The sequence below is a fragment of the uncultured Paraglaciecola sp. genome (assembly GCF_913058035.1).
Classification (GTDB): Bacteria; Pseudomonadota; Gammaproteobacteria; order Enterobacterales; family Alteromonadaceae; genus Paraglaciecola.
On the sequence record NZ_CAJXPA010000020.1, the window covers coordinates 25,071 to 39,241 of the forward strand.

A 14,171-nucleotide genomic window follows, 5' to 3' on the forward strand; every position below is an offset into this window, starting at 1 on the left:
CTTTGGGCATATTATTACTTATGTTGTCTTTGGGTTAAGTCTTGATTTACTATTATTATAAGGCGTTAAATTTAGAACCAAGCACCTCGTAAACAAGCCTTGCTGCCAGCTTTGCAGTTCTGTTATCAATATCATAGGTGGGATTCATTTCGGCTATATCTGCCAAGCCCCAATTATAATTAAAAATGGATTCTGACTGAGCTATCCAATGTAGCATGTTGATAACAAATTCCACTGAAATACCTAAACCACTGGGTGCACTGACGCCAGGTGCAATATGTGCCGGAAATGCATCAAGGCAGACAGTGACGTACAGTTCATCTACCGCTTTTAACATCGGTGTTAGCAACTGTTTAGCGGCATTAGGCGCACAATCAATATCCAGTAAATATTGAGTTTTAGTTTGTTTTGCATAATTAAATAGTGCTGCTGTATTTGACGATGCAGCTACTCCTAAGCAGGCATAATGAAACGGCTGATGATGAGTTTGGCAATATTCAGCAATCTGTCTAAAAGGAGTACCCGAACTGGTTTGTTGGGAAGGATTGCGAAGATCAAAATGGGCATCAAAATTAATAATACCTATTTTTTTGTTTGGTTCAGCAGCAAGATGTTGAACCAAACCTTGATGACTGCCCCAAGCAATTTCGTGTCCGCCACCTAAGCCAATAACAAGTGAATTTTCATTAAGGCATTTTGCGATTTGCTGAGCATATTGATTTTGGGCATCGGGCAAATGTGATGCAACAACCATATTTCCTGCATCCCACACACCACAATCTGCATGCCAAGCTTGGTTAGCCAATGCATTACGTATTAGATTTGGGCCTTTTGCGGCACCCACTCGACCTTTGTTGGCAGCCACACCTAAGTCACATTCAAAACCAAGCAAACTGCAACTATTGGTTTGATGTCGGTTATTCATTACCTGATGCCACCGCAGACCATTTTGACCCTCTTCAGCATCTTCTCGGCCTTGCCACTGGTATGTTTTATCTATGGTAGACATGGCAGTTAACATTCCTTACCCGCAAACCACTTAGCAGACGGTCGATGTTGGTTAATGCCATAAACCAATTCTGCCGGATGTGCTATATCCCATAAACACAAGTCTGCATCCATCCCCGTTTTAACTTGCCCTTTGTTTGATAGGTTCAGCGCTTTTGCCGCATGTAGGGTAACGCCATACAATACTTCTTCTGGGGTCAAACCAAACAACACACTCGCCATATTCATGATGGTTAAAATAGATGCAATAGGTGAACTACCAGGATTTAAATCGGTGGCTATCGCCATAGGAACTTGGTTTGCCCTGAGTGCGGCTACAGGCGGTTTTTGGGTTTCACTTAGATAATAAAATGCGCCGGGTAACAACACCGCAACCGTACCTGATTTTTGTAATACGGGGATATCTTTAGGGTCTAAATATTCAATATGATCGACAGAAATGGCACCAAATTCAGCTGCAAGTTTGGCACCCTTCAAATCAGAGAGTTGTTCAACATGGGCTTTCACATTGAGCGCGTGTGCTTTAGCTGCTTCAAAAATCTTGCGGCATTGTGCAGGTGAGAAACCGATGCTTTCACAAAATACATCGACGCAGGTTGCTAACCGTTGTTTTGCGACAACGGGTATCACCTGATCGCAAATAAATTGCACATAATCATCAGGATTTGAACGATATTCTTTAGGCACTGTGTGTGCACCAAGATAAGTGGTAACGATACTAACAGGTAAATTCTCAGAAATTTGTTTAGCGACTTTGAGCATTTTTAATTCGGTATGCAAGTCCAAACCATAACCCGATTTCACTTCGATACAGGTCACCCCTTCTTCAACTAACCTCGCAGCACGCTTAATCGCACTGCTGAGGAGGGTTTGTTCAGATGCTTCTCTGGTGGCATTCACTGTGCCTTGAATACCGCCACCTTGTTGAGCTATCTCAGTATAGGTTTTACCTTGCAGGCGCTGTTCAAACTCGTTAGCTCTGTTGCCTCCGTAAACAAGATGGGTGTGGCAGTCGATAAATCCAGGAAGTAACCATTTATTTTCACCATCGTATCTAATGTCACTTTGATATGAGGTTTCAGAATCATCGAATATAGAAAATACTTTACCATCTTTAATGGCTACAGAAGAGTCAGCTAGCATGCCGTAAGCATTACCATTTTTTTGCATCGAAGCAATACGTACATTGTTTATTATTACATCACACTGTCTAGTCATTGCCTATACTCTTAGATTTATCTGCATATGAGTCTACTTGTACATACTTGTATATACAAGTATGTACAAGTGTATTAATATCATTTTATTCTCACATACTTGAGCGGTTGATGATAAATAATAAATCTCTGGTGCAAGCTAGGTTTGTACAAATTAAATCTGCATTATTGGATAAAATTGAAAGTGGCGAAATGCGCCCAGGCGACAAAGTGTTATCTGAAAATAAATTAGCAGCCAATTTTGGTGTGAGTCGTATGACTGCCCGTCGTGCTTTATCAGAACTGGTAGTTGAGGGTATTTTAGCCCGGTCTCAGGGTGTAGGTACCTTTGTTTCTGATAGCAGACCTATGAGCTCGATTCTTGAAATCCGCAGCATAGACGATGAGATCACTCAGCGCGGCCATCGCTATTCAAACAAAGTATTAGATGTGGATACAATACACGCATCAGATCAGCAACGTGTTTGGTTAGGTGTCGCAGCGAATACTTTAATTTTCCATACCAAAATTGTGCATATGGAGAACGACTTGATTATTCAATTAGAAGATCGATTAGTTAATCCTGCTTTAGCGCCACAATATATTGAACAAGACTTTATGCATACCACTGCGAATCATTATTTGAGTAAAGTAGCACCGCTTACTCAAGCTGATCATTCTGTTGAAGCCATATCTCCCAACAAAGAATTAGCTGACATATTGGATATCGATATCGCTCAACCTTGTTTGCAGGTGAGCCGTCGCACTTATTCAAGCAAAGGCATCGTGAGTTATGCCCGTTTATATCATCCAGGTAATCGCTATCGAATTGGCGGACACCTCGATTTTAATCCCACACATTAGGAAGCTTTATGAATCGTCATGATCCCAGTCGTATTATCCGCGCCCCCAGAGGCAATCAACTCAACACTAAGAGTTGGCAGACAGAAGCACCGCTTAGAATGTTAATGAACAACCTTGATCCAGAGGTTGCCGAACATCCACAAAGTTTAGTGGTGTATGGCGGTATTGGTCGTGCTGCTAGAGACTGGCAAAGTTATGACAAGATTGTTGAGGTACTCAAACGACTCAATACTGATGAAACATTGCTGATCCAAAGTGGTAAACCGGTAGGGGTCTTTCCTACACACGAAAATGCACCACGCGTTATTATTGCTAACTCTAACTTGGTGCCACACTGGGCAACGTGGGAACATTTCAATGAGTTAGATAAACAAGGCCTAATGATGTATGGGCAAATGACAGCAGGATCTTGGATATATATCGGTTCACAAGGCATAGTGCAGGGCACGTATGAAACCTTTATTAGTGTCGCGAAACAACATTTTAATGGTGACCCAAAAGGCCGCTGGATATTAACGGGTGGTCTAGGCGGTATGGGTGGCGCGCAACCTCTTGCGGCTACTATGGCAGGTTTTTCAATGCTGGCCGTTGAGGTAGACGAAAGCCGCATCGATTTTCGGATAAAAACAGGATACTTGGACAAAAAAGCTCGAAATATCGACCATGCGATGGATTTATTAAAAGAAGCGAATTTGGCAGGTAAAGCGATTTCTATCGGTTTATTGGCTAATGCAGCAGATGTTTTTCCCGAACTGGTTACGCGCAATATAACGCCAGATGTGGTGACTGATCAAACCAGCGCTCATGATCCTTTGAACGGGTACTTACCTATAGGATGGAGTTTACAGCAGGCAGAAAAGCAACGCTTATCAGATGAGTCAGCAGTCATAAAAACGGCCAAACAATCAATGGCTGTGCAAGTCAAGGCCATGTTAAATCTGCAGACGAAAGGTGCGGTTACGCTGGATTACGGTAACAACATTCGCCAAATGGCTTTAGAAGAAGGTATCGAAAACGCCTTTGATTTTCCAGGGTTTGTACCTGCTTACATTAGACCTTTGTTCTGCCAAGGTATCGGTCCATTTCGTTGGGTAGCGCTATCTGGCGACCCTGAAGACATCTATAAAACAGATGCAAAAGTAAAAGAGTTGCTACCCGATAACCCACACCTGCATCAATGGTTGGATATGGCCAAAGAGCGTATTCAATTTCAAGGTCTACCCGCACGTATTTGTTGGGTTGGTTTGGGTGAAAGACAAAAGCTTGGTTTAGCCTTTAATGAGATGGTCAGAACAGGTGAATTATCCGCACCAATAGTGATTGGTCGAGATCATTTAGATTCAGGCTCAGTTGCTTCCCCCAACCGTGAAACTGAAAATATGTTAGACGGTTCGGATGCAGTATCAGATTGGCCGATACTTAATGCGTTACTCAACACCGCTGGTGGGGCAACCTGGGTAAGCTTGCACCACGGAGGTGGCGTAGGTATGGGATTCAGTCAACATTCTGGTGTGGTTATTTTGTGTGATGGTACTGAAGATGCTGATAAACGTATCGCTAGAGTGTTACATAACGACCCAGCCACGGGCGTCATGCGTCATGCTGATGCAGGTTATGAAGTGGCGAGAGAATGTGCCATAAAAAATAATTTAGATCTGCCCATGTTAGAAATAGATGCAAATAAAAATAAAATAAAACAAGGACAAAAATGATGCACCACATCGTTATTCAACCGGGCCAACTGACCCTATCGCAATTAAGAGACGTGCATCGTCAACACATACCTATTTCCTTGTCAGCTGATGCGCACGAAGCTATTCATAAAGCAGAACGGGTGGTGCTAGATGTCATTGCACAAGACAGAACTGTATATGGAATTAACACCGGTTTTGGTCTATTAGCGAACACTAAAATTGACGTATCAGAGTTAGAACTTTTACAACGCAGCATCGTTTTGTCTCATGCCGCAGGCATTGGTAAATTTATGTCTGAAGATGTGGTGCGTTTGTTGTTATTGCTTAAAATAAACTCCCTGTCCCGTGGTTATTCAGGTATTCGTCTGCAAGTCATTGAAGCCCTAATTACCTTGTACAACAAGGAAATCTACCCTGCTATTCCTGAAAAAGGTTCAGTCGGCGCTTCGGGTGACCTAGCACCGCTAGCTCATATGAGTGTTGTATTACTGGGAGAAGGCGAAGTCATTTATCAAGGCACGCGTATTTCAGCACAGCACGCTTTGAAAATAGCGGGTTTAGAGAAGATTGCACTAGCACCTAAAGAAGGTTTAGCCCTACTAAATGGTACACAAGCGTCTACTGCTTTTGCATTAAAAGGCTTATTTTGTGCAGAAAATGCCCTTAATTGCAGTATCGCCATAGGCTCATTAAGTGTGGAAGCAGCATTGGGCTCAAGGGTGCCGTTTGATGAACGAATTCATGAAGTGCGCGGTCATCAAGCACAAACTGATGTCGCTGCTGCCTATCGAGGTTTATTAAAAGAATCCACTATTGGTCACTCTCACGACGGCTGTGAAAAAGTTCAAGATCCCTACTCGTTACGTTGTCAGCCGCAAGTGATGGGGGCATGTTTGCAACAAATGCGTTTTGCCGCACAGACCCTTGTTATAGAAGCCAATGGAGTATCAGATAATCCATTAGTGTTCGCTGATAGTGGTGATATTTTATCAGGTGGTAATTTTCATGCTGAGATCATCGCTATGACATCAGACATGTTAGCCATTGCATTATCCGAAATTGGTGCCTTGTCTGAAAGACGTATGGCGTTATTGATTGATTCCCACTTAAGTGGACTGCCACCATTTTTAGTCGATAACGGCGGCGTTAATTCGGGATTTATGATCGCACAAGTCACCAGCGCTGCACTTGCCAGCGAGAACAAAACTCTGGCACACCCTGCATCAATAGATTCATTACCTACCTCGGCCAATCAAGAAGATCATGTATCAATGGCTACATTTGCGGGTAGACGGCTGTGGGATATTTTCGACAATGTGGCAGGGATTTTAGGCATAGAATGGTTAGCTGCCAGCCAAGGGTTAGACTTTAGAGCACCGCTTGAAACCAGTGACAAACTTAAATCTGTTAAAGCCTTGCTGCGAACAAAGGTATCTTTTTACGATAAAGATAGATATTTTTCACCCGATATTGAGAATGCCAAAACATTGATCGTGAATCGCAGTTTATTAGATATCATTGATATCGAGCTACTCTAATTCTGCCAAGTCTTGGACTGAGAACGAAAAGACTTATTTTAATTTTTTGAATTTTTGAAATAACATGGCATGTCTAAAGTTGCATACAACCGTCACTAGTTACAAAAATTTTAGATATGTACTTTGCTACTTAAGCCCATCGATATTAGCTTTCACTAACAGAAGGCTTTGTACCATAAGCCGTCAGTGTGGCTTAATTAAATTAGACTGAATTTTGGCACTCAATCGTCACTATTGCTTCTGGCTAAAAGGACCACTATCGACTGTGAGATCAATCGGTCAATGCAACGCTATACTAAAATAAAGCGGAGGCGTTACCATGAAACAGAGAAGAAGAATTTATTATAATGCACAACAACGTGCGTTAATTTGGGCGCGATATCAGCAAGGTGAATCTTAACATGATATAGCAAAGTTCTTTGATAGAGGCCATTCAAGCATACAGGGAATATTAATTAAAACCGGTGGGATCAAACATCCAGCTAAAAAAAGAGCGCCATCACCTTTAACGGCCCAAGAGCGGGAAGAAATTTCTTGCGATATCTCATCGCAATTATCTATTCGCGAAATAGCCAAACAACTTAATCGCGCGCCCTCAACAATATCTAGAGAAGTTAATCGCAATGGTGGTCGCATGATTTATAGGGCGAACAAAGCTGATATAGCTGCGTGGGAACGAGCAAAACCCTGTAAACTTATATTGAATAAAGCATTGGCAAAGTTAATTGCGATGAAGCTGCATCGAAGCTGGTCACCACAGCAAATCGCTGGTTGGTTGATGCGGACTTATCCTAACAAGGACTTGCATGTGTCTCACGAAACAATATATAAAACGCTTTATATCCAAACGAGAGGAGCATTGAAAAAAGAACTTCAACAGTGCTTGCGCTCACAGCGGGTTATGAGACGTTTCAAACACGCAACCTTGAAAGGAAAAGGTTTAGGTAAGATAGTCGATGCTGTGCATATTAGTGTAAGACCACCAGAAGTAGCAGATAGAGCGGTTCCTGGCCACTGGGAAGGAGACCTAATTGCAGGCTCAGGAAATAGCTATATCGCTACTTTAGTTGAGTGGCACTCTCGTTATGTCATGTTAGTTAAAGTCGCCAGCAACAAAACAGCAGCTGTTATTAGCGCGCTGATAAATCAATCAAAAAAACTACCCGACGAATTATATAAAACATTAACGTGGGATAGAGGGTGCGAAATGTCTAATCACAAGGAGTTCACTTTGGCCACCGACATTCAAGTTTACTTCTGCGATCCGAAATCACCTTGGCAACGAGGCTCAAACGAAAATACAAACTGACTTTTGCGTCAATACTTCCCCAAAGGAACAGACCTCAATGTCCATTCTCAACAAAATTGAGTCAAGTTGCTAGACAACTAAACGAAAGACCAAGAAAAACGTTAGGCTATGAGACACCAGCAGAGAGATTTAGCCAATGTGTTGCGTCGATCGATTGATCTCACAGCGAATTACAGACGGTGGGGCAATTAGCTTTTCAATCAGTTAAATACCACTTATACGCTTGAAGCAGGTATTTAACGGCGAAAATCGATCACCGCCTCAGATAAGTCTGTTTGGATAAAAGAAGTTCATCATCATAAACAAAAATAATATTCAAAACTGGTTTGCACAACGGTGGGCGGCTCTTGTTTTGAGTTGTTAATTATGTGAAAACGGTTGATTCATAGACGATAAATAACCGACTTCCACTCCTTCAAGGATATAAAAGAGAGGTAAATATGGAAAAATGAAGCATCATGTATTTTCATTTTATGAAAAATGACGTTTTATTTTACCTATACTAGTAATGATGTTTACATCACAGAATTGGAATTTCACGTTGTGAGCTTCACTGACTGGCCTTCAAAATTTAATGTGTCGCATTAGAAACTGCAATCTGCATCATTAAAAAACTACACTATATAGGAAATAGTCCAGATTATGCATTTAAGAAAGAGAATATTAGTAACTGGCGGTGCTGGCTTTCTGGGGTCTCATCTATGTAAACGGCTTTTAAAAGATGGAAATGATGTTCTCTGTGTAGATAATTTCTTCACTGGAACAAAAGACAATATACTTGATTTATTATCTTCTCAGCATTTTGAGTTAATGCGCCACGATATAACTTTACCCTTACATGTAGAAGTAGATGAAATTTATAATCTAGCCTGTCCGGCGTCTCCCATACATTATCAATACGATCCAACGCAAACCATTAAAACTTGTGTGTTAGGAGCAATTAATATGCTCGACTTGGCTTACCGTGGTAATTCTAAGATATTCCAAGCCTCTACGAGTGAAGTGTATGGTGACCCACTTATTCATCCTCAAGCTGAAGATTACTGGGGTCATGTTAACCCTATAGGCCCGAGAGCGTGTTATGACGAAGGGAAAAGATGTGCAGAGACCTTATTTTTTAGTTACCACAGGCAACATAATATAAATATAAAAGTCGCTAGAATATTTAATACCTATGGGCCTAATATGCACCCTAATGATGGCAGGGTGGTGTCTAACTTTATTGTTCAGGCATTAAAAGGACAACCCATTACAATATATGGTAATGGCAGTCAAACCCGTTCGTTTTGTTATGTAGACGATTTAATTGAAGGTTTTATTAGGTTAATGAATAGTGCTTATGGCGTGACTGGGCCTATCAATTTAGGTAATCCTAATGAATTTAATATGTTGGAATTAGCCAATATGGTGATTGATTTAATTGGCAGTTCATCAGAATTGGTTTTTAAACCTCTTCCACAAGATGACCCTAAACAAAGACAACCTGATACTAGCCTTGCTAAAGAATTATTGAATTGGAAAACTAATATTCCATTACAAAACGGGCTTAAAAAAACCATCGAGTATTTTGATTGTTTACTAAAAGAAAAGTATTTATATGACTGAATTGTGTTCTGACACACCACATTTAAGTCTCTAAGTTAAACCATTTTAGGAATCTCACATGCTAGCATTCATTACTTCGATCAGACATCCTCACAACACGAATAGTTATAAAAAGGCCGTCGCTTTATATGAAATAGCGGCTCGTTCAATATGCTCCCAAAGTAACTCTAATTTTATATTAGTGGTTGTTTGTAATGAAAAACCCGTCATTGAATTCCACGATGAACGTATTCATTATCATATTGTTGATTTTCCAGTACCACCGTCGCTTGATGAATACTTAAAAACTTTCTCTATCTCAGACCAAAATGTGTCTTGTCACCCCAAAAAATACTTTCCAAATAGAGGTGATAAAGGTACAAAAATTCTTTCCGGTCTTTTATATGTCAAACAATTTAATCCAAGCTATATATATATTGTTGATGCTGATGACTGGATAAACATTAATATTGTGCAGTATTTAGAAGAGCAAACGGATTACCCTATTTGGCATGTAAATGAGGCATATGTTGTAAACTTTAAGCAAAAAACCTTTATGACACGTTATGGTATATCTCGTCACTGTGGCAGTACGTTTGTCTATCAAACTGAATTTTTACTTTCTTTGGGTAATTTTAGCCAAGCAGTCGATAGCTCAAGCTCTCAGCAAGATTTGATACAAGCCACATCAGTAGCATACGTACATGAAATTTGTGGTAATCACACTAAGCAATACGCTCTCTCAATTAAAAAAGGAACGCCTGCCAAGCCTATTCCATTTCCTGCTATATGTTATGTGTTGGAAACCAGTGAAAATGAAGTACAACATGTTGATGTGAATGATGGATATCCTATAACGAGAGCGATTATTGACAACTTTGGCTTAAATGAAAGTTATCTTTCTATGAAAAAGCTACCGATTAAAGCCTATTGCAAACAAGGTTTAGCTGCGTATAGATCAAAAATAGGCTGGCATCTTGGAAAAATAAAACTGCACCGAGACAATGGTTTATGAAATGAAGCCGTGCAAACAGCAAGGACGAAAGATTTTTACCTTGCTAACCATTGCACCTATCGAAGAATAAAGGCTAACGACAGGCTGTGCCGTTACATTACCCGCTCTGAGGTATCAGAAGAAAGGTTGGCAATAACGACTTACGGCAAGATTCGTTACCCACTCAAAATATCTTACAGCAGTTGTAGAGACAGGCATCCTAATTTACTAAAACTTAGGTTTCTTGCTCCTAAATCGATATGACCACGAACGGCCGTTATTGGCACAGACTGTGTGAAAACTGTTGATCACCTTTTGGTCTAAGCTCTATGTTTTTATGATCAAACAATCTTAATGTTTCCGCCTATTAAACCATCACTTTTAGTATAATTATAGGGTCAGCTAAACCATAGAGAAAACGTGATGGCACATCATATTTTAGGCCAATCAAGAACACAAACTACCTTGTTTCCAGAAGCGCTTGATGACTTTGTTACTGAAGATAATCCGGTTAGAGTCGTGGATGTATTTGTTGAGGGTTTAGACCTTGAAACACTTGGATTTGAGCGTGTTATTGCAACAGGCAAAGGGCGTCCAGGTTACCACCCAGCCATTCTGTTAAAACCCTATATTTATGGTTATCTAAACCGTATTCAAACTTCGCGTCGCTTAGAAAAAGAAAGCCATCGCAACGTTGAATTGATGTGGTTGCTTAGTCGATTAATGCCAGACTTTAAGAGGATTGCTGACTTCACAAAGGATAACCGCAAAGGAATTAAAGGTGCGTGCCGTCAGTTTGTAGAGATGTGTCGCCAGATGAATATGTTCAGCGATTCACTCTTTGCCATTGATGGCAGTAAGTTCAAGGCCGTCAACAACAAATCAAGAAATTACACACCCAGCAAGGTCCAGTTCCATATTGACCGCGTTGAGAAGAGTATTCAAAAATATTTAAGTCAAATGGATACCAAAGACAAAGATGAAAAAGAGTCTTCAAACACCGTCTCAGCCTCAAAGTTAGCATGGCTTGAGCAGCGCTTGATTGAGCTTAAAGCGCTTGAAGTAAAAGTGAATGAGCATCCAGACAAACAGATATCACAAACCGACCCTGATGCACGTTTGATGAAGACACACCATATGGAAAGACAGGTTTGCTACAACGTACAAACCGCAGTAGACACCAAGCACCATCTCATCACCCATCATGACATTGTGATGACCACTGATAGAGGCCAATTAACCTTAGTGGCACAACAAGTACAGCAAGCAATGAAGAAGAAAGACATCATCGTCATTGCAGATAAAGGTTACTTCAGCCGCATTGATATCAAGGCGTCACATGACCTAGGTATGACGGTTAATGTGCCTCAAATTGATACGTCTGGCTCGGCGAAAAAAGGAATATTCAACAAGTCCCTGTTTAAGTATGACAAGGATAAAGATGTGTATATTTGCCCTGCGGGAGAGACCTTACAAAACCGTTTTCGTTCAAACGAAAAAGGAGTTGAACAAGACGTCTACTTTAACAATATCGCCTGTAGCCAGTGTGAAATACGTGCTAAATGCACGACTAGCGCAAAGAACGAGGTTCGGCGAATGAGGCGGTGGATACACGAATCAATCATTGAAGATATGCAAAAACGACTGGACAATAATCCTGATATACCTGTTCTGAGAAAGCAAACAGTGGAACACCCGTTTGGCACCATGAAAATGTGGATGGGTGCTACTCACTTTGTAACTAAGGGCCTTGAGAGCGTCGGCACTGAAATGAGTCTCAGTGTGCTGGCGTATAACCTGAAACGAATGATGTCGATAATGGGAACGACTGGTTTGATGGAGGCTATGATGGCCTAGGGTAGTTAATCCTCAAAAAATCACGTGTATAGCCTTATTAGCAGCCATTATTGCCATCTAAAAGTCACTCAACGCCCACATTTACTATTTCAAATAGATATTCGACACATCAACTCCGATGCTAAGGATGTGACTAAAGCTGCCGCAGATTAGTATTTAAAATAGTTTTTACACAGTCTGTGCCAAAAGCCGACATAAGGTTCTAATCTAGAAAAGGCTTAAAGCTAATTAGTTTTTCAACCACTAATGCCCATATCTTTGCACTATAAAGTTCCAGCATACCGACAATAAAAAACACACCTATACTGTATAAAAATACAGTATTTGGGGTGGTATATGTCTATTGTCAAGGATGCCAGAAGAGAGGGGACGGTAAAGTATGAACGTCATAAACCAGAGCAAACCCTTCTTTATCAAATTATTGAAAAATATTACCCGCAGTTTCTGAACCACATGGGGCAACAAGATAAATGTTTGCCCAAGTATGTGCGGTCAGAATTTGAAGAGTACCTCAAGTGCGGTCGTTTGGAATATGGGTTTTTGCGAGTACGTTGTGAAGATTGTCACCATGAGCACCTGGTCGCATTCAGTTGTAAACGCCGAGGATTTTGTCCCAGCTGTGGCGCGCGGCGAATGGCAGAAAGCGCCGCCTTGCTGGTTGATGATGTGTTGCCCCATGAGCCCATTAGGCAATGGGTATTGAGCTTCCCTTTTCAACTTAGATTTTTGTTTGCCAGTTATCCTCAGATCATGGGAAAAGTACTGGGTATTGTCTATCGCACACTTGCCACACATATCACTAAAAAAGCAGGCTACAACAAACAGACGGCACAAACGGGTGCGGTCACACTGATCCAACGATTTGGCTCAGCGCTGAATTTAAATATCCATTTTCATATGCTCTACCTCGATGGCGTATATGCCGAAGATAACTATGGCAAAACGCGTTTTCACCCGATAAAAGCCCCGACAAAAAGTGAACTGAATAGTCTTACTCACCGCATTAGCCAGCGTGTGGCGGGTTTTCTTGAGCGCGAGGGCTTATTAGTGAGGGATGATGACAATGACTACCTGGCTTTGGATGGGCTGGAAGACGATCCGATGTTGCAAATTCACGGGTATTCCATTACTTATCGCATCGCTACAGGCAAACAGCAAGGACGAAAGGTCTTTACCTTGCAAACCATTGCACCTATGGCAGAGCAGGGGCTTGCGTCAGGCTGTGCCGCAAATGTGGCAGGCTTCAGTCTCCATGCAGGTGTCATGAGCAACGCACAGGATAGGCGTAAACTCGAAAGACTGTGCCGTTATATTACCCGCTCTGGGGTATCAGAAAAAAGGTTGGCAATAACGGCTTACGGTAAGGTACGTTACCAACTCAAAACACCCTACCGTGACGGCACCACTCATGTGATCTTTGAGCCTCTGGATTTTATTGCCCGTTTAGCGGCCTTGGTACCCAAACCCCGCGTAAACCTCACTAGGTTTCATGGCGTATTTGCGCCAAACAGTCGGCACCGCGTGACAATAACACCAGCCTTACGAAATAAGGCAAAAAAAGCATTGCCGACAGGGCAGGAAAAAACGAGGGCACAAAAACACCAATCGATGACCTGGGCGCAAAGACTTAAACGGGTTTTTAACATCGACATTGAAACGTGTGAGCAATGCGGTGGTGCGGTTAAAGTTATAGCGAGCATCGAAGACCCATTGGTGATCCAAAAGATACTCAGCCACCTGAATACAAAGAATGACGAAGTCGTTGAATTATTGCCCCCACAAAGTCGAGCACCGCCTCAGATAAGTCTGTTTGAATAAAAGCCGTTCATCATCATAAGCAAAACTGGTTTGCACAACAGCGGGATGCGCTTGTCTTGAATTCTGAATTAAGTAGAAACAGTTGATTAATAGACGAAAAATCGCCGACTTTCACTCCCTCAAGGATATAAAAGAGAGGTCAATATGGAAAATATGAGGCATCATGTATTTTCATTTCATGAAAAATGACGTTTTATTTTACCTATACTTTTCGTTACCAACTCAAAACACCCTACCGTGACGGCACCACCGGTGACCGGCGCAGTCATGCCATCTTTGAGCCGCTGGATTTTATTGCCCGTTTAGCGG

General features: G+C 41.5%; 10 protein-coding genes and 1 pseudogene. 9 read left to right on the top strand and 2 right to left on the bottom strand.

The window, feature by feature from the left end:
• Window positions 1–55 precede the first annotated feature (55 nt).
• Window positions 56–1,009, bottom strand: a complete 954-nt coding sequence (gene hutG, locus QZ562_RS04520) for a formimidoylglutamase (RefSeq protein ID WP_293757350.1) — start codon at window positions 1,007–1,009, stop codon at window positions 56–58.
• A 5-nt stretch (window positions 1,010–1,014) separates the two neighbouring features.
• Complete coding sequence (gene hutI / locus QZ562_RS04525) at window positions 1,015–2,226, bottom strand: imidazolonepropionase (RefSeq protein WP_293757352.1); 1,212 nt, start codon at window positions 2,224–2,226, stop codon at window positions 1,015–1,017.
• A gap of 110 nt (window positions 2,227–2,336) precedes the next feature.
• On the opposite strand from hutI, the gene hutC reads away from it, so the two are divergent.
• The 9 genes and pseudogenes from hutC to QZ562_RS04570 all read left to right on the top strand — a co-directional run bounded on the left by hutC (window position 2,337) and on the right by QZ562_RS04570 (window position 13,862).
• Window positions 2,337–3,068 carry a histidine utilization repressor gene (hutC, locus tag QZ562_RS04530; protein ID WP_293757354.1) on the top strand — a complete coding sequence of 244 codons (732 nt, stop codon included), beginning with the start codon at window positions 2,337–2,339 and terminating at the stop codon, window positions 3,066–3,068.
• Window positions 3,069–3,076: 8 nt separating this feature from the next.
• A complete protein-coding gene (gene hutU, locus QZ562_RS04535) occupies window positions 3,077–4,780 on the top strand; it encodes a urocanate hydratase (RefSeq protein WP_293757356.1) in 1,704 nt (567 codons plus the stop codon).
• Entirely contained in the window at window positions 4,780–6,300 is a 1,521-nt protein-coding gene (gene hutH, locus QZ562_RS04540) for a histidine ammonia-lyase (protein WP_293757368.1), read from the top strand. Before hutU ends, hutH begins: the two co-directional genes overlap by 1 nt.
• Window positions 6,301–6,619: 319 nt before the next feature.
• Window positions 6,620–7,767 (top strand): annotated as a pseudogene (locus tag QZ562_RS04545) (IS30 family transposase).
• A gap of 484 nt (window positions 7,768–8,251) precedes the next feature.
• Window positions 8,252–9,214: a UDP-glucuronic acid decarboxylase family protein gene (locus QZ562_RS04550; protein ID WP_293757358.1), complete on the top strand. Its 963-nt coding sequence runs from the start codon at window positions 8,252–8,254 to the stop codon at window positions 9,212–9,214.
• Window positions 9,215–9,272: 58 nt separating this feature from the next.
• Entirely contained in the window at window positions 9,273–10,208 is a 936-nt protein-coding gene (locus tag QZ562_RS04555) for a hypothetical protein (RefSeq protein WP_293757360.1), read from the top strand.
• Between the two features lie 9 nt (window positions 10,209–10,217).
• On the top strand, window positions 10,218–10,451 hold the full coding sequence (locus QZ562_RS04560) for a transposase (RefSeq protein WP_293757362.1): 234 nt from the start codon (window positions 10,218–10,220) through the stop codon (window positions 10,449–10,451).
• 159 nt (window positions 10,452–10,610) lie between these two features.
• On the top strand, window positions 10,611–12,044 hold the full coding sequence (locus QZ562_RS04565; protein WP_293757364.1) for an IS1182 family transposase: 1,434 nt from the start codon (window positions 10,611–10,613) through the stop codon (window positions 12,042–12,044).
• A gap of 336 nt (window positions 12,045–12,380) precedes the next feature.
• Window positions 12,381–13,862 carry an IS91 family transposase gene (locus QZ562_RS04570; protein ID WP_293757366.1) on the top strand — a complete coding sequence of 494 codons (1,482 nt, stop codon included), beginning with the start codon at window positions 12,381–12,383 and terminating at the stop codon, window positions 13,860–13,862.
• Window positions 13,863–14,171 lie beyond the last annotated feature (309 nt).